The sequence below is a fragment of the Pseudomonas sp. RC10 genome (assembly GCF_038397775.1).
In the GTDB taxonomy this organism is placed as follows: Bacteria; Pseudomonadota; Gammaproteobacteria; order Pseudomonadales; family Pseudomonadaceae; genus Aquipseudomonas; species Aquipseudomonas bambusae.
Genome location: NZ_CP151650.1, coordinates 504726 through 529320 on the forward strand (window position 1 = coordinate 504726; position 24595 = coordinate 529320).

Sequence of the window (24595 nt, forward strand, 5' to 3'; positions counted from 1 at the left end):
TCGTCAGGTCACAGGACTTGGGCAACTGGAGCCACCATGGCTGACCGTCACGACTACGTGGCCCTGGAGTGGGTCAAGGGCGAGATCGCCGACACCCTGAAGCACGCCCGGCAGGCACTCGACATTTTCGTCGCGCGTCCTCATGACCCTGCGGCCATGGACGTCTGCCTGGGCTTCATCCATCAGGTCCACGGCAGCCTGCAAATGATCGAGTTCTATGGCGCCGCACTGTTTGCCGAAGAGATCGAGCAGCTCGCGGTGGCGCTGCAAAACGGGCATGTGGGGCAAGAAGCCGAGGCCGTCCAGCTGTTGAATCTGGCGATGAGCCAATTGCCGGTGTACCTGGACCGCGTGTATTCCGCCCGACGCGACCTGCCGCTGGTGGTGCTGCCACTGCTCAACGACCTGCGCAGCGCACGAGGCGAAAGCCTGCTCTCGGAAACCAGCCTCTTTTCGCCGCAACTGCTGTCGATTCCGGAGCTCGACGAACAGGCGCTGGCTGAGCGCGACCTTCCCGAACTTCCCGTCAAATTGCGCAAGTGGCGCCAGAGCCTGCAGACCGCACTGGTCGGCGTGCTGCGCGAACAAGACATGCAGACCCAGCTCGGCTACATGAGCAAGGTCTTCGCCCGCCTCGAAGTGCTGTGTCGGGATGCGCCGCTGGAACCGCTGTGGCGCATCGCGTCCGCGCTGGTCGAGACCATGGCGGGCGGGCATTTCTCCAACAGCCCGGCCCTGCGCAGCCTGTTCAAGGATGCCGACAAGGAACTCAAGCGGCTGCTGGAGCAGGGCATCGCAGGCATCAATCAGCCCGCTCCGGATGAGCTGCTGAAAAGTTTGCTGTTTTACATCGCCAAATCGGACAGTCAGGCGCAAAGGATGATGGATTTGAAGGATCAATACGGCCTGGCCGAAGCCCTGCCTGAAAGCGCGCTCGTGGATGAAGAGCGCACACGGCTGGCCGGCCCTGACCGGGACGCCATGCGCTCGGTGATCATCGCCTTGTGCGATGAGCTGGTCGGCACCAAGGAGCGACTGGACGTTTTCGTCCGTGGCGACCGGCAGCACGTGAGCGAACTCAACGCCTTGCTGCCGCCTCTTCGGCAGATCGCCGACACGCTGGCGGTGCTGGGTTTCGGCCAGCCGCGCAAGGTCATCATCGATCAGCTTGCCGTGGTGCAAGGCATGGCCCAGGGCCAACGTGAACCCAATGACCCGACCCTCATGGACGTCGCGGGCGCGTTGCTCTACGTCGAAGCGACGCTGGCGGGCATGGCTGGAACCGTTGATCAGAGCAGCCCCGAAGAAAGCCGTTTGCCCACCACGGACCTGAGCCAGATTCACCAGTTGGTCATCAAAGAGGCCCGCGCCGTGTTGCAGCAGGCCAAGGACGCCATCGACGATTACCTGGATGGCGATCGGGATCGCGAGCGGTTGTCGCCGCTGTCTGCGCAGCTGACGCAAGTGCGCGGTGCGCTGGCGATGATTCCGCTGGCCCGCGCATCGGGGCTGCTGGCAGCGTGCAATGACTACATTGTCGAGCATCTGTTGAAGGACGGCGAGCGTCCGGCGTGGTCGCAACTGGACCATCTGGCCGACGTCATCATCGGCATCGAGTATTACCTTGAGCGCATGGCCGAAGACCCGGAAGCGCCGGGCGAGCATGTGCTGGACCTGGCTCAGGAGAGCCTGGCCAAACTCGGTTATTCGCCGGTCGCCGAGGCCGACGTACCGGTCCTCGAAGAGATCGTGCGTCAGGACGAGCTGCACGAGCCAGCTGTGTCCAATGATGGCCAGAGCATCGCCCAAGTTCTGGCCAGCCCGGTGTCTGCCGTCAACCCGCCTGCGCGTCACGTCCCCGCCAGTCTGCTGCCGCCGCCCAAGGACGAGCCGCCGGTGGACGATGAACTGCGCGACGTGTTCCTCGAAGAAACCGATGAAGTGCTCGAAGCGCTGCACGAATATTTGCCGCGCTGGCTGCACGATGCCGAGAATCTGTCGGCGCTGGGCGAGATGCGTCGAGCGTTTCACACGCTCAAAGGCAGCGGGCGCATGGTCCGGGCGCTGATCATCGGTGAGTTGGCGTGGTCGGTGGAAAACCTGCTCAACCGCGTGCTTGAGCGCAACGTTGAACCTACAACGCAAGTGCAGCAATTGTTGCGCGACGTACTGATGCTGCTGCCGGATGTCATCCGGGACTTCGCCGAAGACGTGCAGCGTCAGCGCGACGACGTGGACCTGCTCGCTGCCCGTGCCCACGCGTTGGCCCAAGGCGAAAGCGAAACCCCTGAGGTGGCGGCACCTGTCCCGATCGCAGAGCCGGAAGACGAGGGTTTCGACCCGCAATTGCTGGAGATTTTCCGTCAGGAAGCCCAGACCCATCTGGACGTGCTGAATCGCTACCTCAACGCCGCTCAGGGCGAAGAATCGCCCTCGTTCAGCGACGATTTGCTCCGCGCGTTGCACACCCTCAAGGGCAGCGCCTACATGGCGGGCGTGTTGCCGATGGCCGAATTGGCCAGCCCGCTTGATCAGTTGGTGCGCGAGTTCAAGACCAACCTGATCGCCGTCGGCTCGCCTGAAATTGATCTGCTGCGCTCAGCCGAACCGCTGTTTCATCAAGGGTTGGCGCAGCTGGATGTCGATCCGCTGATGCCCATCGAAGGCGCTGCCGCGCTGATCGCCGCCGCTCACGAACTGCTCGACGACCGGATGGCCGCCGCCTTGAGCGCCGACAACAACGGCCTGCGTATTCGCCGTAATCCGCAACTGATCGCCAGCTTCCTGGCCGAAGGCATGGACATCCTGCTGGACGCCGAAAACCTGCTCAAACGCTGGCGGCAGCATCCGGGGGAGCGGCAGGAGCTCAACGCGCTGCTCGATGAACTGACCATGCTCGGCCACGGCGCGCACATGGCCGATCTGCCGCAGGTCGATGAGCTGTGCGAAGCCCTGCTCGACCTGTATGGCGCGGTTGAAGAGAGCAGTCTGGCGGTCAGCGAACGCTTCTTTCATGAAGCCGAAAACGCCCATGAAGCGCTGATCAACATGCTCGATCAGGTCGCGGCGGGCCAGCAGGTTCAGGCCTGCCCCGAGCGTGTCCGGGCGCTGCGCGAGTTGCTGGAAGAGGGGCTCGACCCGTCTGCCATGGGCGTGATCAAGAGCGACGGCGGGCTGGCGACCCGCGTGACCGAACTGAGCGAGGCCACCGGTCATCTGGAGGCTGAGCCTATCGAGGCTAAGCCCGAGCGCGATGACATCGATCAGGAAATCGTCGACATCTTCCTTGAGGAGGCCGTCGACATCCTCGACAGCGCAGGCCATGCCCTGCAGCGCTGGCTGGACGACCCTGAAAATCCGATGCCGCTGTCTTCGCTGCAACGGGATTTGCACACCCTCAAGGGCGGCGCGCGGATGGCTGAAATCGGTCCAGTCGGCGACCTGGGGCACGAGCTTGAATCGTTGTATGAAAGCCTGATCGACCGGCGTTGCAGTCACACCCCGGCGCTGGCGGATTTGCTGATTCGCAGCCACGATCACCTGGCCCTGATGCTTGAACAACTGCAAAACCGCAGCGAACTGGCGTCCCCTCAAGGGTTGATCGAATCGATTCGGTCGTTTCGACAGTCCACGGGGCCTGTGCTGGCAGCCGACGCCGAGCCCAGAAATGTCGGCTCGATGATCCAACCGCTGGACGAGCGCGATCCCGAGCTGCTGGAGATCTTTCTCGAAGAAGCCGACGACATCATTGAGAGCTCCAGCACTGCGTTGGTACGTTGGCAGGCCGACCCGCAAAACACCGTTGAAGTCGAGAACCTCCTGCGTGACCTGCACACCCTCAAGGGCGGTGCGCGGATGGTGGAAATCGCCCCGATTGGCGACCTCGCCCATGAGATGGAGTCGCTGTACGAGGGCCTTGCGTCCGGCGCGCTGAAGAACAGTGCGCTGCTCAATGGCTTGCTGCAAAGCGGGCACGACATGCTCGCTGACATGGTCGATGCCGTGCGCGGTTACGAGCCGCTCCCCAACCCGGCGCTGCTGATCGAGAGCATTGCGCACTATTCCGCTTCGGGCGGCGTTCAGGAAGTCGTCGCCAAACCTGCGGAGATTTTGCCCGTTGTAGCACCGTCAGTCGCAGAGCCAGCCCCCGCCACGCCGGATGCCGAAGCCGAGCGCAGCGGCCCGGAAATGGTCAAGGTGCCTGCCGAGCAGTTGGAGGATTTGGTGAATCTGGCGGGTGAAACGTCGATCTTCCGGGGGCGCATCGAACAGCAGGTCAGCGACGCCCAGATCACCCTCGCCGAGATGGAAACCACCATCGAGCGGATGCGCGACCAATTGCGTCGATTGGACATTGAGACCCAAGGCCGGATTCTCAGCCGCGATCATCAGGCAGAGCGTGAGGGCTACGAGGAATTCGATCCGCTGGAAATGGACCGGCATTCACAACTGCAGCAATTGTCCCGCGCGTTGTTCGAGTCCGCGTCCGACCTGATGGACCTCAAGGAAACCCTGGAAACCCGCACTCATGAGGCCGAAACGCTGCTGTCGCAACAGGCGCGGGTGAACACCGAGCTGCAAGAAAACCTGATGCGCACACGCATGGTGCCTTTCGAACGCATGGTGCCGCGCCTTCGCCGCATCGTGCGACAGGTCTCGGGCGAGCTGCATAAAAAGGTCAAGTTCGACGTGGTCAACGCTGAAGGCGAAATGGACCGCAACGTCCTGGAACGCATGGTCGCGCCGCTGGAACACATGCTGCGCAACGCCATTGACCACGGCCTGGAAAGCACCGAAAAGCGCCTCGCTGCGGGCAAGTCTGAAACCGGCCACATCACCCTCAGCCTTGCGCATGAAGGCGGCGATATTGTCATCGAATTGAGCGACGACGGCGCCGGTGTCGATTTCGAAGCCGTGCGGCGCAAGGCGATCAAGCGTGGCTTGATCGCCCCGGATGCCGAGCTGAGCGAACACGACACCTTGCAGTTCATTCTTCAGGCCGGTTTTTCGACTGCTGAGACCATCACGCAGATCTCCGGGCGTGGCGTCGGGATGGACGTGGTGCACGCCGAGGTGAAAGAGTTGGGCGGCTCTATGGTCATCGATTCGAGAGCGGGGCAGGGGGCGCGTTTCCGCATTCGACTGCCGTTCTCGGTGTCGGTGAATCGGGCGCTGATGGTGCAGTGCGGCGACGAGCAATACGCGGTGCCGCTGAACAGTGTCGAAGGCATCGTGCGGGTCATGCCCGGTGAGCTGGAGGCGTATTACCAATCCACGCCGCCGCGTTATCAATACGGCGAGCGCACCTATGAGCTGCGCTACCTCGGTGAGCTGATTAACAATGGCCAACCACCGAAATTCTCGGGCCAGACCCAACCGCTGCCGGTGCTGCTGGTGCACGTGCATGACCAGTGGGTGGCCGTGCAGGTGGACGCTTTAATGGGGTCGCGGGAAATTGTCGTGAAAAACCTTGGCCCGCAGTTCGCGGGCGTGCAGGGAATTTCCGGCGCGACCATTCTCGGCGACGGGCGCGTGGTGCTGATCCTCGACCTGTTCGCCCACATCCGCCGCTTGCACGCACAGATGCTGGCGTTGCAAGTGTCGGGTCAGGCGCCGTCCCGTTATGTCGAACCCGAACAGACACGTCCGTTGCTGGTGATGGTGGTCGACGATTCGGTCACCGTGCGCAAGGTCACGGGCCGTTTGCTGGAGCGCAACGGCATGAACGTATTGACCGCCAAGGACGGGGTGGACGCCATGGCGCTGCTTCAGGAACACACACCAGACCTGATGCTGCTCGACATCGAAATGCCGCGCATGGACGGCTTCGAGGTGGCCAGCAAAGTGCGCGAGGACGAAGCGTTGAAGCACCTGCCGATCATCATGATCACCTCCCGCTCCGGGCAAAAACACCGGGACCGGGCCATGGCGCTGGGGGTCAACGACTACATGAGCAAGCCGTATCAGGAAGCAGCGCTGCTGGAGAGCATCGCTCACTGGAGCCACGTGCATGTCTGACACCACGACCCAAACCGCACGCCTGACCAGCCTCACCGGCCTGCTCATCCCCTTGAGCGACCGGCACCTGCTGCTGCCCAACGTGGCTGTCGCCGAATTGATCGACTATCAAGACAGCGTCGCCGACCCTGCCGCGCCTCAGTGGTACCTGGGCCCCATCAATTGGCGCCACCGCAGTCTCCCGCTGCTCTGCTTCGAAGCCGCCTGCGGCAACCGCGCCCGCGTTGGCGGCCGAGCACGCATCGTCGTCCTCAACGCATTGGGCGGAAGGCCTGACCTGAAATTCATCGCCTTGCTGACCCAAGGGATTCCACGGTCGTGCAAACTGGACAGCCAGTTGAGTTACGTCGATGTGCCGCTTGCCGAGCTGGAACTGGCGGCGGTGCAGGTGGGCGAGACGGTCGCGAAAGTGCCGGATCTGGTGGGGTTGGAGCAGTGGTTGGTGGATGCGGGGTTGGTGTAGGGGATTTGAGCCGAGCCCGGTATGTGGGTTCCCACTGCCAGCCCTATCGATTTGCGCGCTGGTGCAACACCCTTAAGATCTGGACTTGGTTGTTTTTTACTCGATAGGGCGCCACGTAGGGGAATCTTGGGAAAACGAACTCCCTGATATCTGGCGATTGAGAGGGGCGTCCTAATCCAGTGAATGTCATCAGAGGCGTCAGCGCTTCGAGCATCTCGATCACGATGCGGTTGGCCGCTTCATCCCCTGAATAGACTGCGTAGTATTCGTGTACGGCCTCCAGATCGCTCTGCGCTTTATCAGTCAGGGCTATTTTCAGCACGCTTCACCCATTTCTCTTTTACAAATTCCAGATCGGTCAGATGGCCGGCATCGGCGTCAGAGACTCCCTCCGCAATCGCCTGCAGATGCCAGAGCTCAGCCTCCAGATATCGGCTCAGCGCTCGTTTAAGGTGGTATTGGCGATCACGTTCGGTGGCTTCGGCCAGTTGGTCGAGTTTGCTCACCATTTCTTCATCGGCTCGAAATGACAATACGGTTGATGGCATGAGTCCCTCTGAGCTTGAGTGGTTGTATACGTCGTATACAGTCTCGACAACTGTAGGGGGGTAATGCGCAAAGGGCAATTCCGGCATGGTTGGCACAGGCTTCAGCTCGCTCACTCCAAAGGCAGAAGGTTAGCGAGCCGGTTCAATAGGAGGGTGGTACATATTTATCGCCGTTCACCGATGCCCAAGCTGGACTATGAGCCGAATAAATCGCATATTCGGCTCATTATATGAGCCGTATATCCACCATATTCGGCTCACCCCGCATTGAGGCCTTCTCTTGAATAACTCCGTGGAATGGATCTGGCAGCACCCCCACTGGCCCGCTTTCACGTGGAAAGTCGAGTCATTGGCGCCTTTGTTGCGTACCTGCACACAGGCGCAAGGGCAGTTGCTGGGCATGATTCGGGCTTCTGGAGAGGAAGCCAGTGCGCAGACCGAACTCGACGCTTTGCTGCAAAACACTATCATGTCGTCGGCGATCGAAGGCGAGCAGTTGAACGTAGGTTCTGTGCGGTCCTCGCTTGCCAAACGTCTCGGGCTGCTCAGCGATGAGCGGGTGAGCGCGCGCAGCGAAGGATTGGCAGAGCTGATGTTGGATGCCACACAGCGGCACGACCTGCCACTAGACTCTTCTCGACTGATGCACTGGCACCGTTTGCTGTTTCCCGAGACCGATTCGCTGCTGGCCCATCACGTCCGGGTTGGAGTGCTCAGGGGGGAGGAACCGATGCAGGTGGTGTCCGGTCGCATCGACCGGCCTGTGGTGCATTTCGAGGCTCCGCGCCGCGATGGACTGGAGAAACAGCTGGAGGGTTTTTTCTATTGGTTCAACACCAGCCGATCAGACCCGACCCTCGATCCTCTGCTGCGCGCAGGCATCGCGCATTTCTGGTTCGTCACATTGCATCCCTTCGACGATGGCAACGGTCGTCTGACACGTGCGATCACCGATCTGGCGCTGGCACAGGGTGAACATCAGACGATCCGTTTCTATGCCATGTCCGCAAGCATCCTCAACACCCGTCAGGATTATTACCAGATTCTGGAAGCCACCCAGCGTGGCGACGTCAATCTTACTTCCTGGCTGGTCTGGTTTCTGGAGACCCTGCTCGATACGCTTAAACAGGCGATGCAACGTATCGACCGCGTGCTGGCGAAGGCGCGTTTCTGGCAAAAGCACCGGGATGCTGGCCTTTCTCCTGAGCAAACCAAAGTCCTCAACCGTTTGCTGAACGGTGACGTGTTGTCCGAAAAAGCCGGTGGGGGATTCGTCGAGGGTATCAGTGCAGCGCAATATCAGGCCGTCGCCACGGTCAGCAAGGCCACCGCAACTCGCCATCTTTCAGACCTGCTGGAAAAAGGCTGCCTGATGAAACTTCCAGGAGGCGGGCGAAATACCCGTTATCAAATCAACGGGTGACGCACCCATCATTACTCCAACCGTAACGATCCGCGTCTCTGCTTGATTGATGCCCCCAACCCACTCGCCCTAATGTGACCCACGACAGCGAACTCGTGGAGTCAGCATGACGACTACAACAAAACTTGACCCGCGCTGGTCGCGTCGTCGCAGCGAAAAGCAGCGGCGGCTCGAGCAAGTGCGTTCCCTCGCCGATGGCGTGGTTCTGCCCACCGACAAGATCGTCGCGGCACTGGAGGCGTTGATTGCGCCCGGTGATCGCGTGGTGCTTGAAGGCAACAATCAGAAACAGGCGGATTTTCTTTCACGCTCTCTGGTCAAGGCCGATCCCGGCAAGCTCCATGACCTGCACATGATCATGCCCAGCGTCGGCCGCGCCGAACACCTGGACCTCTTCGAACGTGGCATCGCCCGCAAGCTCGATTTCTCTTTTGCCGGTACGCAAAGTCTGCGCATCAGCCAGTTGCTGGAAGACGGCCTGCTGGAAATCGGCGCGATTCACACGTACATCGAGCTGTATTCCCGCCTGTTGGTGGACCTGATTCCCAACGTCGTCTTATCTGCCGGGTTCATGGCCGACCGCGCAGGCAACATCTACACCGGCGCCAGCACTGAAGACACCCCGGCCCTGATCGAGCCTGCCGCGTTCAGCGACGGCATCGTCATCGTGCAGGTGAATCAACTGGTGGATGACGTCAGCGACCTGCCGCGCGTGGACATCCCCGCATCGTGGGTCGACTTCGTGGTGGTGGCCGACAAGCCTTTCTACATCGAACCGCTGTTCACCCGTGATCCGCGCCATATCAAGCCTGTTCACGTGCTGATGGCGATGATGGCGATTCGCGGCATCTACGAGAAACACAACGTTCAGTCGCTGAACCACGGCATTGGTTTCAACACGGCTGCCATTGAGCTGATCCTGCCGACCTACGGCGAGTCGCTGGGTCTGAAAGGCAAAATCTGCCGCAACTGGACCCTCAATCCCCATCCGACCCTGATCCCGGCCATCGAAAGCGGCTGGGTCGAAAGTGTGCATTGCTTCGGCACCGAACTGGGCATGGAGAATTACATCGCGGCCCGCCCGGACGTGTTCTTCACCGGTCGCGACGGCTCGATGCGTTCCAACCGGATGATGTGCCAGCTGGCCGGGCAGTACGCGGTGGATCTGTTCATCGGCGCCACGTTGCAGGTGGATGGCGATGGTCATTCCTCGACCGTTACCCGTGGTCGGCTCGCCGGTTTCGGCGGCGCGCCGAATATGGGCCACGACCCGCGCGGTCGTCGCCACAGCACCCCGGCCTGGCTCGACATGCGTCAGCAAAACCCGGACACCGATGCCTACCTCGAACGCGGCAAAAAGCTCGTGGTGCAGATGGTCGAGACCTTCCAGGAAGGCGGTAAACCGACCTTCGTCGAAACGCTGGACGCCATCGACGTGGCCAAGAAAAGCGGCATGCCGCTGGCCCCGATCATGGTCTACGGCGACGACGTGACCCACTTGCTGACCGAAGAGGGCATCGCCTATCTCTACAAGGCGCGCAGCCTCGAAGAGCGCCAGGCAATGATCGCAGCGGTCGCGGGCGTCACCTCGATTGGCCTGCGCCACAACCCCAAAGACACCGCCCGCATGCGTCGCGAAGGTTTGATCGCGCTGCCTGAGGACTTGGGGATTCGTCGCACCGACGCCAGCCGCGAGCTGCTGGCCGCCAAAAGCATCGCCGAGCTGGTGGAGTGGTCCGGTGGTTTGTACAACCCGCCTGCGAAATTCAGGAGCTGGTGATGCGTGCACTCAACGTTGCATTCAACGACGCGCCGCGTTCGCTGCCTCTGGCCGAGCGTCTGGCAGATCTGGCGGTGGACGCGCTGATCGACGAAGCCGATCTGTCACCCAAACCGGCGCTGGTAGACCGTCGCAGCAGCGGCGCGCACAAGGACCTGCACCTGGGCCTGATGCACGCGTCGGCGCTGTCGCTATGGCCTGCATTTAAAGAAATGGCGGAAGCGGCCATTGAGATCGGCGAGATTGGCCAGCCTTTGCGCGAAGCGATTGGCCGCATCGGTCGCGAAGGCGAAGTCGCAATGATGCGCACTACCGGGGGCGTAAACACCCACCGGGGCGCGATCTGGGCGCTCGGTCTGCTGGTCACGGCCGCTGCACTTGATGCGTCTGATCTGTCGCCTGCGGGGTTGGGACTGCGCGCTGGGTGTCTGGCCTTGATCGAAGACCGTAATCAGCCCGTCAGCAACAGCCACGGCGCTCAGGTCGCGCGCAAATTCGGCGCGATGGGCGCACGCGAACAGGCGCAGATGGGCTTTCCGGCAGTCACGCAAACTGGCTTGCCACAACTCAAACGCAGCCGCTCGACAGGTAATGGCGAGCAGAACGCACGGCTCGACGCGCTGCTGGCGATCATGACCACGCTGTCCGACACCTGCGTGCTGTACCGCGCGGGCGAGCAAGGTTTGCAGGCCATGCAGCACGGCGCGCAAAAGGTGCTGGACGCGGGGGGCAGCGCGACGCTGAGCGGTCGACGCGCCCTGCATGAGCTGGATCAGCAGCTGTTGAGCCTGAATGCATCCCCTGGCGGCGCGGCCGATTTGCTCGCCGCATGTCTGTTTGTCGATTGCCTGGAGCCTGCGCTCGGCAATGAAACGAGGAATGTCTGAAATGGAAACCTTGTCCTTTGAATTCCCCGCCGGTCAGCCGCCACTTGGCCGTGCGCTGGTGGGCTGTGTCGGCTCGGGCGATCTGGAAGTGCTGCTTGAGCCCGGCGTCCCCGGCAAATTGACGATTCAGGTGTTGACCTCGGTGAACGGCAGTTCGGCTCGCTGGCAGCACCTGTTCGACCGCATGTTCGACGGCCAGACCCCGCCTGCGCTGAGCATCGACATCCACGATTTCGGCGCGACCCCGGGCGTGGTGCGTTTGCGTCTGGAGCAAGGCTTCGAGGAGATCGGTCATGACTGACAGCACTCGCTTGTTGAAACAGCACAGCTTCGTCGAACTCGGCGCCCGGCAGCGCGCCCGCGCCTTGCTCGACGAAGGCAGTTTTCGCGAATTGATCGACCCGTTCGCCCGCGTCACGTCGCCCTGGCTGGCGAAGCAGGGCGTGGTGCCTCAAGCCGATGACGGCGTGATCGTCGCCAAGGGTTCGATAGGTGGCCAGCCGGTAGTGATCTGCGCCATCGAAGGCGCCTTCCAGGGCGGCAGCATGGGGGAGGTCGGCGGCGCAAAAATGGCCGGCGCGCTGGAATTGGCGGCAGAAGACAATCGTAAAGGCATCCCCACCGCAGCGGTGTTGCTGCTGGAAACCGGAGGAGTGCGCTTGCAGGAGGCCAATCTGGGTTTGGCCGCGATTGCCGAGATTCACGCAGCCATTGTCGATCTGCGTCGTTATCAGCCGGTGATTGGTGTGGTGGCGGGCAGCGTCGGTTGCTTCGGCGGCATGTCCATCGCAGCGGGGCTGTGCAGTTATCTGGTGGTGACTCAGGAAGCGCGCCTCGGATTGAACGGCCCGCAGGTGATCGAACAGGAAGCGGGCATCGAAGAGTACGACTCCCGCGACCGTCCGTTCATCTGGAGCCTCACCGGTGGCGAGCAGCGCTTTGCCAGCGGTTTGGTAGACGCCTACGTCCCTGACGATATCGCGGCCATTTCGCAGCAGGTGGAAACGTTGCTGCAAAAAGGCACACCCGAACATGAGCGCAGCAGCCAATACGGCGTGTTCCTGCAACGCCTGTCGGCGCTGGACACCACGTCGCAGATCGACCCAGCCGCTGTGCGCAGCCTGTATCAAGGAGAACAGCCATGAGTGCATCGAGCCGTGGTTTGAACTGGTTCAACGCGCTGAGTGCGGGCGCTGCCGAGGTCGTCGGCCTGCCTACGTCGGTGAAGGCCGCTGACGGTCAACTGGGCGATCAGCCTGCGCGGTTCCTGGCCGTTGTCGCGGATGCGGACAACCGTTTTCCTCGTGCGCAAAACGGTGAAGTCGGACTGCTGGAAGGTTGGGGTTTGGCGAAGGCTGTGGATGCCGCCATCGAGCTGGACCGCCAAAATCCACAGAAACGCGCTCTGATCGCGGTCATCGATGTGCCGAGTCAGGCGTATGGCCGTCGCGAAGAAGCCTTGGGCATTCATCAGGCGCTGGCGGGAGCAGTTGATGCGTACGCTCGCGCTCGTCTGGCCGGGCATCCGGTGATTGGCTTGCTGGTGGGCAAGGCCATGTCCGGCGCGTTTCTCGCTCATGGTTACCAGGCCAATCGCCTGATTGCCCTGCGCGATCCCGGCGTGATGGTGCACGCGATGGGCAAGGCATCGGCGGCGCGGGTGACATTGCGCAGCGTCGAGGAACTGGAAAAGCTCGCCGCGAGCATTCCGCCGATGGCCTACGACATTGACAGTTACGCGGGGTTGGGCCTGCTCTGGGAAACCCTGTCGGTGAGCCAGATTGAACAGCCTTCCGCTGGCGACGTAGCGGCCGTCGAGGAATGCCTGATCGCAGCGGTCAAAGACGTTCAAACCAGCGGCCATGACTTGAGTTCGCGACTGGGTGCGCCGAACCGGGCGGCTTCCTCCAAGGTGCGTGAACTGCTGCGGTCGCAGTGGTAATGAACGCTCATCTGCCCGTGCAGCCCCATGACTTGTTGTGGGGGCTGCCCTTGGCCGCTGTACCTGCCGACGCTCCGGCGTGGGTGGGCGAGGTGGTGAGCATGGGGCATCCGCTCGTGGTACGTCGGGCGCAGGTCGATGAGGGCTATGTGGCGGTGGGCGTGCGTGGGCGTTCTCGGGGTCAACGGTTCGCTGCGGTGATGAAGCTGTCCGCTATCACCCGGCAGGTCAAGCCAGAGCAATTGGTGGCCGCTGTTGATAAGGTCGAAACCGACTGGCCTGCCTTGCGTGCACTGAAGCAGATTCGCCCGGTGCTGGATGCCGTGGGCTTGCCTTGGGGTATCGCGGGCAGCGCGGGTTTTGAGCTAGCGACCGGCATCAAGGTGCTGCACCAGGACAGCGATCTGGATTTGATCCTGCGTGCCGACCGGTTCTTCAGTCGTGTGCAGGCGGCTGAGCTGGTGAAGGCGCTGGAAGACGCGAGTTGCCGAATCGACCTGCAACTGCAAACCCCATTCGGCGCAGTCGCTTTGCGCGAATGGGCAAGTTCGGCGCGGCAGGTATTGCTCAAGGCCGACGATGGCGCGCGGTTGGTGAGCAACCCTTGGCAGCCTCAGGAGCGCGCAGCATGAGCAGCTTGTGGGCATTTCCCGGTCAGGGGGCGCAGCAGGCGGGCATGTTGCACGCACTGCCGAGCGATCCGTTGATCGATGAATGCTTGCGCGAAGCCAGCGATGCGCTGAACGAGGACGTGCTCCACCTGGACTCCCACGAAGCGTTGCAGTCGACTCGGGCGGTTCAGCTCTGCCTGCTGATCGCCGGGATCGCGTGTTCGCGACGGTTGATGGCTCAAGACATCAAACCCGATTACGTCGCCGGCCTTTCGATTGGTGCGTATCCGGCGGCGGTGATTGCCGGGGCGCTGAGCTTTGCCGATGCCGTGCGCTTGGTGGCGCTGCGTGGCGAACTGATGCAAAACGCGTATCCACAGGGCTACGGCATGACCGCGTTGATCGGCCTGGATCAAGGCGCGGTCGAGTCCTTGGTGCAGCAAATACACGGCGAAAGCACGCCGGTGTACCTGGCCAATATCAACGCCGACACCCAGTTCGTCGTCGCGGGTAGTGATCAAGCGATGGCCAGCGTTGCGGCCTTGGCGAAAGAGCAGGGCGCCGCGGCGGCGAAACGGTTGGCGGTCAGCGTGCCGTCCCATTGCGAGCTGCTGAGTGAACCCGCACAGACATTGGCCGAGGCGTTCGCGCAGGTCTCGATTCAAGCGCCGACCCTAAAGTACCTGAGCGGCAGCACCGCCCGCCCGCTGTTCACGGCCGACAAATTACGCGACGACCTGGCGTTCAACATGTGTCGGGTCATCGACTGGCGCAGCACCGTGCAAACCGCCTATGAGCGTGGCGTGCGCCTGCACATTGAAATGCCGCCCGGGACCGTGCTGACGGGGCTGGCGCGAAAAACGTTTGAACAAGGGTCGGTTGTCGCTTTTCAGGGCGCCCGGCTGGACACATTGAGCGCCCTGTCGCGAGAGGAGGACCTTCGCCACCCATAGACCGGCTGCTTTCGAAGAACACAAAAACAACAACTTCGACGATGCACAGTGAGGATAAGAACAATGGTGATTTATGGCGTTGCGTTACTGGCTATCTGCACCCTCGCGGGGGTGATTCTCGGTGATTTGCTCGGCGTGCTGCTGGGCGTCAAATCCAACGTGGGCGGTGTCGGGATCGCGATGATCCTGCTGATCTGCGCCCGTCTCTACATGCAAAAACGCGGTGGCATGAGCGAAGGCTGCGAAATGGGCGTCGGCTTCTGGGGCGCAATGTACATTCCGGTGGTCGTGGCCATGGCTGCCCAGCAAAATGTTGTCACGGCCTTGAAAGGCGGGCCGATTGCAGTGATCGCTGCCATTGGTTCGGTGGTTGTCTGTGGCTGCACGATTGCGCTCATCAGCCGCATCAACAAGGGCGAGCCGCTGCCTCGGGAAGACGAGCCCGTCAACCAGGCGTCGGTGATTGCGCCGATCGTAACGCCAGCGGGAGGTCGTTGATATGTGGGATCTCATTCAGAAAGACCTGATCAGCCAGGGCCTGGTCACTGCCTTCGCGGTGGTCGGCGTGGTGATGTGGATTTCCGTGGTGCTGTCCAAGCGCCTGACCTTCGGGCGTATTCACGGCTCGGCCATTGCCATCGTGATTGGCCTGGTGCTGGCGTGGGTCGGCGGGGTGATGACCGGCGGTCAAAAGGGCCTGGCGGATTTGGCGCTGTTTTCCGGGATCGGCCTGATGGGCGCGATGCTGCGCGATTTCGCTATCGTCGCCACGGCGTTTGAAGTGCAGGCCACCGAGGCGAAAAAGGCCGGTTTGATCGGCGCGTTTTCGTTGTTCCTCGGCACCGTTTTGCCATTCATCGTCGGGTGCTGCGTGGCTTATGCGTTCGGTTATCGCGATGCAGTGAGCATCACCACCATTGGCGCGGGCGCTGTGACGTACATCGTCGGGCCAGTGACCGGTGCGGCACTGGGCGCAAGCTCCGACGTGATGGCGCTGTCGATTGCCACCGGGTTGATCAAGGCGATTCTGGTGATGGTCGGCACCCCGATGGCGGCGCGCTGGATGGGCCTGGATAACCCGCGCTCGGCGATGGTGTTTGGTGGGTTGGCCGGGACAGTGAGCGGCGTGACCGCAGGGCTGGCGGCGACGGATCGGCGGTTGGTGCCGTACGGCGCGCTGACGGCGACGTTCCATACCGGGCTGGGCTGCTTGCTCGGGCCGTCGTTGCTGTATTTCATCGTGCGCGGGATTTTGGGTTAAGCGCCCTGCGCCATAATCCTCTGCGCTCCCCATCTTCAGCGGCTGACGCGATCTTTGTGGGAGCAGCCGGAGGTTACGACGGCCGCGAAAGCGGTGGGTCAGACGACGGATCTGTACCTGACCCCGCGCTTTCGCTGCCGTCGTAACCTCCGGCGTCTCCCACAGGTCTGAACTGCCCCCCAAAAGTTGGACAGTTTACGCCGCAGCCTGAGTCCTGTATTCAACAGGACTCATGCCATTGAGCCTCAGCTTGATGCGGTCATGGTTGTAGTAATGAATGTACTCATCCAGGCCGACCTTCAATTCTTCCACACTCTCGAAACGCTTCAGGTAGAAAAACTCTGACTTCAGCGTGCCGAAAAAACTCTCCATCGCCGCATTATCCAGGCAATTGCCTTTGCGGGACATGCTCTGCTTCACGCCTTTTTCGCTGAGTGCGTGGCGATAGCGTGGCTGTTGGTAGTGCCACCCCTGGTCCGAATGAACGACCAGTTTGGGCGCGTCTCCCAAGCAAGCCAACGCCTTGTCGAGCATGTTCCCCACCAATTCGTAGTAAGGCCGACTGGCTGTTTCGTACGCGATGATTTCGCCGTTGTACAAATCCATCACAGGAGACAAGTAGAGCTTCTGCTGACCCACTTTGAACTCGGTGACGTCGGTTACCCACTTCTGTTTTGGCCGGGGTGCATGAAAATTACGCTCCAGCAGGTTCGCGGCGATTTTGCCAACAGTCCCCCGGTAGGAACGGTATTTCTTGGGCCGTACGACCGATTGCAAACCCTGTTCGGCCATCAGCCGTTCGATGACCTTCTTGTTGACCAGCGTTCCTTCCTTTCTGAGCGCAAGCGCAATACGCCGATAGCCATACAGCCCTCTCTGCTTGTGATATTCCTGCTGCACCCGTTCCTTGAGCGCCGCATGCCGGTCCGGTTTCTGCTCAGCCTTGACCTGGTAATAGAAGGTGCTGCGTGCCAGCCCGACCAGCTCAAGGAGGTCGGGCAATGGGAATCGGTGCTTGAGTTTGCGGACGATCAGGACTTTTTCCCCCGTGTTCGCTCCTTTTCCTCGCGCAGGGCCTTGAGCTCCTTTAGGACAGCGTTCTCCATGCGCATGTACTCAAGTTCAGCCATCAACTGCTCTCGTGGCTTTTGTGCATCGTTGGTGTCGGTGGGTTTGGCGGGTTTGATTTTCATGGGCGTGTCGGCTGGCTGGATGGCAGTAGGGGTGACAGGACTGTCACTGTAATACTGGCGTTGCCAGATGCCTATCAGGGAGGACCGCCCAAGGTCAAAATGCGCAGCGGTCTGGCGTAGCGAAAGTCGATGCTCATGCATGTAGGTCAAGACTTGGCGCTTGAAATCCTCGCTGTACCGCCGCGCATACGACATTGGCTTGATGCTGTTGCCAGTCCGATAACTGGCGACCCAGCGTCGAAGGAGACTGAAGTCGATGCCAAAATGTCTGGCCACTGTTCGGAAGCCGTTGGTGCCGTTCAGGTAGGCGGTGACCGCCGTGAGCTTGAACTGCTCGGTGTACTTGATCATAGATCCCCCAGGGGTTGGATGGGTGTCCAACTTCTTGGGGGCAGTTCAGGTCATCACTGCATCCGAAATGCGTTCTAACCCTGCTCCAGCCGATTCGAATACATCCGGCATTCCGCCAGCAACGCCAGCAGATTCGGGTCGCGCTCACGGGCTTTGAGGAACACCAACCCAATGTGCTGCTGCATGCGGTAACGCGCTTGCAGCGGTATCAGGCGCACGCGGTTTTCATAGACAGCTGCAATTCGCCCCGGCAGCAACGCGTACCCGACTCCTGAACTGACCATGCTCAGCAGCGTGAAGATGTCGTTCACTTGCATCGCCACCTTCGGCTCAAAACCCGCCTGTTCGAACACTCGCGTGCCGTCGCGGTGAGTGGCGAAGCCTTGGGTCAGGGTGATGAACGTCATTTCCCGCAGGTCAGCGAGGTCCACTTCCGCCTGTTGCGCAAACGGCGAATCAGCAGGGGTGGCGAGGAAAATGTCGTCGGAAAACAGCGGCAATTGCTCGCAATCCGGGTCGCTGACGCTTTCGTTCAGCGACACCAGAATCGCGTCCACTTCCATGTTCTTCAACTTGAAGAACAGGTCGATGTTCGATCCCAGAATCAGGTCGATATTCAGCTCGCTGCGGCGGAGCTTCAGGCCCATGATCAGCTGCGGCACAGTCTTCACCGTTAACGAATACAGCGCGCCCAGCTTAAACCGCGCCGCCGAAAACCCTGCCGCCGCGCGCGTCTGTTCAACCGTGCTCAACACGTCCTGCACCAGCTTTTGCGCCCTTTCTTCCAGCACGTAGGCGCTTTCCAGCGGCGTCAGGTTGCGCCCCTCGTGTTTGAACAGCGGGCAGCGCAAGGCGTTTTCCAGCGAGTGAATTGCCCGGTGAACGCTGACGGTGCTGGTCTGCAACTCCGCAGCGGCGCGGGCTAGATTGCCGGTGCGCATGAACGCCAGAAAAATCTCCAGCTTCTTGAGGGTCAGTTCTTCGTCGATCTGCATCGTGGCGCTTCCAGACCTTTCTTGTTGTTCGAGCCGCTGATTGTGCCCAACTGACACCCGACTGGCTGCATTAAATTCTCATTAACACTGACACATGCATTGCGCTTTTGGGTCATAAGCTGGAGCCTTGTCGAGTGTCGTACAACTGAGAGAGGTTTTTTGCGGATGTACTACGGAGAGAAATTCAACGCCTGGACCCACCTGGTGGGTGCGGTGCTGGCGTCCATCGGTGCGGTCTGGTTGTTGGTGATCGCAAGCCTTGCCGGTGATGTGTGGAAGATCGTCAGTGTCGCGGTCTATGGCGTGGCGCTGGTGATGTTGTACAGCGCGTCGACCGTTTATCACAGTGTTCGGGGGCGGGCGAAGGTGATCATGCAGAAGGTGGATCACTTTTCGATCTACCTGCTGATCGCGGGGAGTTACACGCCGTTTTGCCTGGTGACTTTGCGCGGGCCGTGGGGCTGGACGCTGTTCGGCATCGTTTGGGGGCTGGCGGTGATCGGCATCCTTCAGGAAATCAAACCCCGCTCAGAGGCGCGGGTCATGTCCATCGTGATTTACGCGGTGATGGGCTGGATTGTGTTGGTGGCGGTGAAACCCCTGATGGCCGCGCTGGGTACGGCAGGGTTTACCTGGCTGGCGCTGGGCGGCGTGCTGTACACCGTGGGGATTATTTTCTTTGCCTACGACAAGCGCTTTCGGCATTGGCACGGCATCTGGCATCTGTTTGTGATTGCCGGGAGTTTGCTGCATTTTGTGGCGATCACGCGCTACGTGCTTTGAGCGTCCGTATCCGGTCTCGCGGGCGGTCGCAAATCTGTAGGAGCGAATTCATTCGCGAGAGGCGGGTACATCCGACATGTTTTCATCGGATGTACTACTTTTTCGCGAATAAATTCGCTCCTACAGGGTTGGGGGGCGGATGTCGGGTTTGACACCCGGCCCTTTAAAAATCCCCCCACAAATGCTGCGCCACGCTCAACGCGACGACTGGCGCGGTCTCGGTGCGCAGCACGCGCGGGCCGAGGCGGGCGGCGTGGAAACCGGCGTCTTGCGCCTGATCCACTTCCGCGTCGTTCAATCCCCCTTCCGGGCCGATCAGAAACGCCAGCGTGCCCGGCTTTTCATGACTTACCAGCGGTTCGGCCACCGGGTGCAAGACCAGCTTCAGGTCGGCTTCGGTGTGCTTGAGCCAGTCGCTCAGGGTGACCGGCGGGTTGACCACCGGCACCACGGAACGCCCGCATTGCTCGCAAGCGCTGATCGCAATTTGTTGCCAGTGCGCCTGACGTTTCTCGGCGCGCTCATCCTTGAGGCGCACTTCACAGCGCTCGCTGACGATGGGGGTGATCTGCGTGACGCCCAATTCGGTGGCTTTCTGAATCGCCCAATCCATGCGCTCGCCGCGAGACAGGCCTTGGCCTAGGTGAATCTGCAAGGTCGATTCGGCGAGGCCCGCGAAGCTTTCGGTCACCTGAACGCGGACCCGCTTCTTGCCGACTTCCACCAATGTGGCACGAAACTCCTGGCCTGAGCCGTCGAACAGTTGCACCGCATCGCCCTCGGCCATGCGCAACACTCGGCCGATGTAATGGGCCTGGGCTTCGGGGAGTTCGTGCTCACCGATGCTCAGGGTGGCGTCGATGAAAAAGCGGGAGAGTCTCATGGTTGTTTCTCTGTATTCGTTGAATGCAACGCTATCTTCTGTAGGAGTGAGCTTGCTCGCGATAGCGGAGTGTCAGTCAACATCAAGATGTCTGAAACGACGAATCGCGAGCAAGCTCACTCCTACAGAGTTATCCGCAGAAAAGCGTCAACCCGGATCACGAAAATCCGGATGGAAGTTCTCACGCACCGCCACGCTGATGCTGCTGCGGGTCGCGATGTCGATGCCCTCGCTGGCAACTTCGGCGAGGAAGTCGATCTGTTCTGGCGTGATCACGTACGGCGGCAGGAAATACACCACGCTCCCCAGCGGTCGCAGCAGCGCGCCACGGGTCAGGGCGTGCTCGAAGACTTTCAGGCCGCGACGTTCCTGCCACGGATAGGCCGTTTTGGTGGCCTTGTCCTGCACCATCTCGATGGCGAGCGCCATCCCGGTCTGGCGTACTTCGGCGACGTTCGGGTGATCCACCAGGTGCGCCGTCGCGGTTTTCATGCGCTGGGCCAGCGCCTTGTTGTTCTCGATGACGTTGTCCTGCTCGAAGATGTCCAGCGTCGCCAGGGCTGCGGCGCAGGCCAGCGGGTTGCCGGTGTAGCTGTGCGAGTGCAGGAAGGCGCGCAGGGTCGGGTAGTCATCGTAAAACGCGCTGTAGACGTCATCGGTGGTCAGGCACGCTGCCAGCGGCAGGTAACCGCCGGTCAGGGCTTTTGACAGGCACAGGAAGTCCGGACGAATACCGGCTTGCTCACAGGCAAACATCGTCCCGGTGCGACCGAAACCTACCGCGATCTCGTCATGAATCAGGTGCACGCCGTAGCGATCGCAGGCCTCACGCAGCAGCTTGAGGTAGATCGGGTCGTACATACGCATGCCGCCCGCGCCCTGGATCAGCGGCTCGATGATCACTGCCGCGACGGTGTCATGGTTGTCCGCCAACGTCTGTTCCATCACCGCGAACATCGTGCGGGTGTGTTCTTCCCAGCTCACGCCCTCAGGCCGGTGATAGCAGTCCGGGCTTGGCACCTTGATGGTGTCCAGCAGCAGCGCCTTGTAGGTTTCAGTGAACAGCGGCACATCGCCCACCGACATCGCGGCTACGGTTTCGCCGTGATAACTGTTGGTCAGGGTGACGTAGCGTTTCTTTTCCGGCTTGCCGCGATTGAGCCAGTAGTGAAAGCTCATTTTCAACGCGACTTCGATGCAGGACGAGCCGTTGTCGGCGTAGAAGCAGCGGGTCAAGCCCTCGGGCGTCATGGCGACGAGGCGCTCGGAGAGCTCGATCACCGGCTGATGACTGAAACCGGCGAGGATCACGTGTTCCAGCTGGTCGACCTGATCCTTGATGCGCTGATTGATGCGCGGGTTGGCGTGGCCGAACACGTTGACCCACCACGAACTGACGGCGTCGAGGTAACGCTTGCCTTCGAAGTCTTCCAGCCACACCCCTTCACCCCGTTTGATCGGGATCAGCGGCAGGTTTTCATGGTCTTTCATCTGGGTGCAGGGGTGCCATAACACCTTGAGGTCGCGCTGCATCCAGTCGTTATTAAGGCCCATCGGTCATCTCCAGCTGGCGGCTCGCACTCGGCGAGGCAAAACAATCGCGCAAGCCTATGCAATGCACGGCAACGGGACAACCTTTGATGCCTTCTTTTCTCGGATAGCTGACGCCAGAAATAACGCCGACGGACATTGCTGGCGGGCCTCTCCCGGCTGGCGTATTCTTCGCGCTCTTTGAAGAATCGAGCGATAAAGCCCGACAATTCCTACGTTTTATTCCGGAGTTTGCTGAATGCTTTCTGGTTGGCTGCGCGCCTGTGCGCTGGTGATGGTTGGGCTGGTCAGCGCTTCGGCGCTCGCTGTGGATAAACCCCATACGGCCATCGTGGTCGGTGGCGGTCTTGCAGGTCTGACGGCGGCCTACGAGCTGCAAAACAAAGGCTGGCAAGTCACGTTGCTGGAAGCCAAACCCACGGTCGGTGGTCGATCTGGCTTGGCGGGCAGTGAGTGGATCGGCAATGCCAAGGCGCAGCCGGTGCTCAATCAGTACCTGGAGCGCTTCAAGCTCAGTCCTGTGCCTGCGCCAGAGTTCGTGCGCACGCCGGGTTATCTGATCGAAGGCGAGTATTTCTCCGCTGCCGATTTGGCCACCAAACAACCCGCGACTGCCGAAGCGATCAAGCGCTACGAAGCGGCGCTGGACGACATGGCGCGCTCGATCACCGACCCTCTGAACCCGGCCGCCAACAGCACGCTGTTTGCGCTGGACCAGATCAACGTCGCCAACTGGCTCGACCGTCTGGCCCTCCCGCCAACGGCTCGTCAATTGATCAATCAGCAGATTCGTACACGCTATGACGAGCCTTCGCGCCTGTCGTTGCTGTACTTCGCACAGCAGGCCCGGGTGAGTCGCGATATCGATGACCGCGACCGCCGTGCGGCCCGTCTGCCGGGTGGCAGTGCGGTGTTGGCCGAGGCGTTCGTCAAACAGCTGAAAGTGATCAAGACCAACTCGCCGGTTTCGGCCATCAACCAGGACAAAGACGGCGTGACCGTCAAAGTCGGTTCGGTGGGTTACGAGGCGGAGTATGTGGTGCTTGCGGTGCCGCTGCGCGCATTGAGCAAAATCACATTGACCCCGGCGCTGGATGCTCAGCATCAGGGCGCGATCAAGAGCACCAACTACGGCTGGCATGACCAGATCATGCTCAAGTTCAAGACTCCGGTCTGGGACAGCAAGGCCCGCATGTCCGGCGAAATCTACAGCAACACCGGACTGGGCATGCTCTGGATCGAGCCTGCTTTGAAGGGCGGCGCCAATGCCGTGATCAATCTGTCTGGCGACAATGCGCGCATCATGCAGGCCTTCGGCGACAAACAGATGGTGGATCAGGTGCTGATCCGTCTGCACGCTTTCTACCCTCAGGCGCGCGGTGCATTCACCGGTTACGAAATCCGTCGCTCCAGCGTCGATCCTTCCACGGGCGGTGCCTACCTGGCATTCGGCCCTGGCCAGATCAGCAAGTACTGGCGTCTGTGGGAAAAGCCGTTGCAACGCGTAGCTTTTGCTGGCGAGCACACCGACAGCCTGTACCCGGGCACGTTGGAAGGCGCGCTGCGTACCGGTCAGCGTGCGGCCAGCCAAGTACAGGATCTGGCAGCCGGCAAATCGTTCGAACCTGTGAAAGTCGCCCCACCGAAGGCACCTGAGCCTGCGAAAGAAAGCAGCGGCGGCATCGGCGGCTTCTTCTCCAACATGTTCGGCGGTTCCAAACCAGAGCCGAAACCGGCCGAAAAAGCGCCAGAGCCTGCTCCTGCGCCAGCCCCTGCCCCGGCTCCAGCGCCTGTCACGCCGCCGCCTGCGCCGGTGGTCGAGCCCGCCAAACCTGCCGAGCCTGCGAAAAAGGCTCCGGCGAAGAAAGAACCGGCTAAAAAGGAGCCTGCGAAAAAGGCCCCTGCGAAGCCAGCTTCCACCCACAAGGCACCTGCCAAAGCCGATGCCGCGAAGAAGGCCCCGGCCAAACCTGCCACCGACAAAACGGCAGCCCCGGCAACGGACAGCAAAAACTGATCGTTGAGATGAGGCAATGAGAAAGGCGCGGTTTGATACCGCGCTTTTTTTTGCCCGCGAATAAAAGCGACGTCTAGAGTGTTGTACACCCGGTGGGCGCGAATTTATTCGCGAAGGCATGTGGGCGCGGAACGCGTAGGAGCCGGCTTGCTGGCGAAAGCGTCAGCCCGGACACCCCAATATTGGCTGAACCACCGCCTTCGCCAGCAAGCCGGCCCCTACAGGAATGAGGGATTCCATAACGTTCCGTTAATCCACCCAAAGGAAAAATACGACGACACGTTTCTATCGCATTCCTTGATATTTCAAAGCAGTATTTTGCGCTTTCTTTCGATAGATAAACCGATAATCTTCCACTCAGCTTCTACAGGAAAGAAACCATGCAGTTACGCAACTCTTCTTCTCGATATGGCTGGGTCAGCATCGTTTTGCATTGGGGTGTCGCGCTGACTGTGTTCGGGATGTTTGCCTTGGGTTTGTGGATGGTCGGTCTCGGCTACTACGACACTTGGCGTAAAGCGGGACCTGATCTGCACAAGAGCATCGGTATCACGCTGTTTCTCTTTATGCTGATCCGCGTGGTCTGGCGTCTCATCAGCCCGCCACCGCCGTCACCGCATAATCACAGCCAGTTCGTGCGTATCGCTGCCAAACTGGGGCACGCGTTCCTTTATCTGGACCTGTTCCTGGTGATGTTTGCCGGTTACCTGATCTCCACCGCCGAAGGCGTCGGGATACCGGTGTTTGGATTGTTTGAAGTGCCTGCGCTGATCAGCGGACTGCCCGACCAGGCGGACGTGGCTGGCGAAGTGCACCTGTATCTGGCCTGGACGCTGGTGATTTTTGCGGGACTCCACGGGCTGGCCGCCTTGAAGCATCACTTCATTGATCGTGATGCCACGCTCATTCGCATGCTGGGCCGCAAGGCCTGAATTC

The 24595-nt window shown here is 60.9% G+C and carries 21 protein-coding genes; 15 read left to right on the forward strand and 6 right to left on the reverse strand.

Features of this window, described 5'->3' with window-relative positions; translation table 11 throughout:
• Positions 1 to 36: 36 nt before the first annotated feature.
• Both AAEO81_RS02285 and AAEO81_RS02290 read left to right on the forward strand, forming a co-directional pair.
• Positions 37 to 6018, forward strand: a complete 5982-nt coding sequence (locus AAEO81_RS02285; protein ID WP_341961374.1) for an Hpt domain-containing protein — start codon at positions 37 to 39, stop codon at positions 6016 to 6018.
• Positions 6011 to 6481, forward strand: coding sequence for a chemotaxis protein CheW (locus AAEO81_RS02290; RefSeq protein WP_341961375.1), 471 nt, complete (start codon positions 6011 to 6013; stop codon positions 6479 to 6481). The genes AAEO81_RS02285 and AAEO81_RS02290 overlap by 8 nt, the downstream gene beginning before the upstream one ends.
• 43 nt (positions 6482 to 6524) lie before the next feature.
• Here AAEO81_RS02290 and AAEO81_RS02295 read toward each other — a convergent pair whose 3' ends face one another.
• Together AAEO81_RS02295 and AAEO81_RS02300 are read right to left on the reverse strand one after the other, a co-directional pair.
• Positions 6525 to 6803 carry a type II toxin-antitoxin system RelE/ParE family toxin gene (locus AAEO81_RS02295; RefSeq protein ID WP_341961376.1) on the reverse strand — a complete coding sequence of 93 codons (279 nt, stop codon included), beginning with the start codon at positions 6801 to 6803 and terminating at the stop codon, positions 6525 to 6527.
• Positions 6781 to 7029, reverse strand: coding sequence for a ribbon-helix-helix protein, CopG family (locus tag AAEO81_RS02300; RefSeq protein WP_341961377.1), 249 nt, complete (start codon positions 7027 to 7029; stop codon positions 6781 to 6783). The genes AAEO81_RS02295 and AAEO81_RS02300 overlap by 23 nt, the downstream gene beginning before the upstream one ends.
• Before the next feature lie 280 nt (positions 7030 to 7309).
• Between AAEO81_RS02300 and AAEO81_RS02305 the strand changes: the two genes are divergently transcribed.
• The 10 genes from AAEO81_RS02305 (at position 7310) to madM (ending at position 15886) form a co-directional block, all read left to right on the forward strand.
• Positions 7310 to 8452, forward strand: coding sequence for a Fic family protein (locus AAEO81_RS02305; RefSeq protein WP_341961379.1), 1143 nt, complete (start codon positions 7310 to 7312; stop codon positions 8450 to 8452).
• A gap of 106 nt (positions 8453 to 8558) precedes the next feature.
• Positions 8559 to 10232, forward strand: coding sequence for a malonate decarboxylase subunit alpha (mdcA, locus tag AAEO81_RS02310; RefSeq protein WP_341961380.1), 1674 nt, complete (start codon positions 8559 to 8561; stop codon positions 10230 to 10232).
• Positions 10232 to 11119 (forward strand): triphosphoribosyl-dephospho-CoA synthase, encoded by an 888-nt coding sequence (locus AAEO81_RS02315; protein ID WP_341961382.1) that lies wholly within the window; start codon positions 10232 to 10234, stop codon positions 11117 to 11119. The genes mdcA and AAEO81_RS02315 overlap by 1 nt, the downstream gene beginning before the upstream one ends.
• Before the next feature lies 1 nt (position 11120).
• Positions 11121 to 11420, forward strand: a complete 300-nt coding sequence (locus AAEO81_RS02320; RefSeq protein ID WP_341961383.1) for a malonate decarboxylase subunit delta — start codon at positions 11121 to 11123, stop codon at positions 11418 to 11420.
• The gene (locus tag AAEO81_RS02325) at positions 11413 to 12264 is read left to right on the forward strand and encodes a biotin-independent malonate decarboxylase subunit beta (RefSeq protein ID WP_341961385.1); all 852 of its coding nucleotides are present in this window, start codon (positions 11413 to 11415) and stop codon (positions 12262 to 12264) included. The genes AAEO81_RS02320 and AAEO81_RS02325 overlap by 8 nt, the downstream gene beginning before the upstream one ends.
• Entirely contained in the window at positions 12261 to 13061 is an 801-nt protein-coding gene (mdcE, locus tag AAEO81_RS02330) for a biotin-independent malonate decarboxylase subunit gamma (RefSeq protein WP_341961387.1), read from the forward strand. Before AAEO81_RS02325 ends, mdcE begins: the two co-directional genes overlap by 4 nt.
• Complete coding sequence (locus AAEO81_RS02335; protein WP_341961389.1) at positions 13055 to 13693, forward strand: malonate decarboxylase holo-ACP synthase; 639 nt, start codon at positions 13055 to 13057, stop codon at positions 13691 to 13693. Before mdcE ends, AAEO81_RS02335 begins: the two co-directional genes overlap by 7 nt.
• Positions 13690 to 14625, forward strand: a complete 936-nt coding sequence (gene mdcH, locus AAEO81_RS02340; RefSeq protein ID WP_341961391.1) for a malonate decarboxylase subunit epsilon — start codon at positions 13690 to 13692, stop codon at positions 14623 to 14625. Before AAEO81_RS02335 ends, mdcH begins: the two co-directional genes overlap by 4 nt.
• A gap of 63 nt (positions 14626 to 14688) precedes the next feature.
• Positions 14689 to 15123 carry a malonate transporter subunit MadL gene (gene madL, locus AAEO81_RS02345; RefSeq protein ID WP_341961392.1) on the forward strand — a complete coding sequence of 145 codons (435 nt, stop codon included), beginning with the start codon at positions 14689 to 14691 and terminating at the stop codon, positions 15121 to 15123.
• Position 15124: 1 nt separating this feature from the next.
• Positions 15125 to 15886 (forward strand): malonate transporter subunit MadM, encoded by a 762-nt coding sequence (gene madM, locus AAEO81_RS02350; protein ID WP_341961394.1) that lies wholly within the window; start codon positions 15125 to 15127, stop codon positions 15884 to 15886.
• A 195-nt stretch (positions 15887 to 16081) separates the two neighbouring features.
• On the opposite strand, the gene AAEO81_RS02355 is transcribed toward madM, so the two are convergent.
• Positions 16082 to 17430 (reverse strand): IS3 family transposase gene (locus AAEO81_RS02355; RefSeq protein WP_341958632.1). Its coding sequence is split into 2 segments (ribosomal slippage): positions 16082 to 16963 and positions 16966 to 17430, totalling 1347 coding nucleotides; the frame shifts between segments, so codons are not numbered across the junction.
• 74 nt (positions 17431 to 17504) lie between these two features.
• Positions 17505 to 18425: a LysR substrate-binding domain-containing protein gene (locus tag AAEO81_RS02360; RefSeq protein ID WP_341961395.1), complete on the reverse strand. Its 921-nt coding sequence runs from the start codon at positions 18423 to 18425 to the stop codon at positions 17505 to 17507.
• A 165-nt stretch (positions 18426 to 18590) separates the two neighbouring features.
• On the opposite strand from AAEO81_RS02360, the gene AAEO81_RS02365 reads away from it, so the two are divergent.
• Positions 18591 to 19208 (forward strand): hemolysin III family protein, encoded by a 618-nt coding sequence (locus tag AAEO81_RS02365; protein WP_166595729.1) that lies wholly within the window; start codon positions 18591 to 18593, stop codon positions 19206 to 19208.
• 163 nt (positions 19209 to 19371) lie between these two features.
• On the opposite strand, the gene AAEO81_RS02370 is transcribed toward AAEO81_RS02365, so the two are convergent.
• Positions 19372 to 20091 (reverse strand): 16S rRNA (uracil(1498)-N(3))-methyltransferase, encoded by a 720-nt coding sequence (locus AAEO81_RS02370; RefSeq protein ID WP_341961396.1) that lies wholly within the window; start codon positions 20089 to 20091, stop codon positions 19372 to 19374.
• A 147-nt stretch (positions 20092 to 20238) separates the two neighbouring features.
• The gene (locus AAEO81_RS02375; protein ID WP_341961397.1) at positions 20239 to 21645 is read right to left on the reverse strand and encodes an adenosylmethionine--8-amino-7-oxononanoate transaminase; all 1407 of its coding nucleotides are present in this window, start codon (positions 21643 to 21645) and stop codon (positions 20239 to 20241) included.
• Between the two features lie 235 nt (positions 21646 to 21880).
• Here AAEO81_RS02375 and AAEO81_RS02380 point away from each other — a divergent pair, with 235 nt between their 5' ends.
• Together AAEO81_RS02380 and AAEO81_RS02385 are read left to right on the forward strand one after the other, a co-directional pair.
• On the forward strand, positions 21881 to 23659 hold the full coding sequence (locus AAEO81_RS02380) for a flavin monoamine oxidase family protein (protein WP_341961399.1): 1779 nt from the start codon (positions 21881 to 21883) through the stop codon (positions 23657 to 23659).
• 380 nt (positions 23660 to 24039) lie between these two features.
• Positions 24040 to 24591 (forward strand): cytochrome b, encoded by a 552-nt coding sequence (locus AAEO81_RS02385; RefSeq protein WP_341961400.1) that lies wholly within the window; start codon positions 24040 to 24042, stop codon positions 24589 to 24591.
• Positions 24592 to 24595 lie beyond the last annotated feature (4 nt).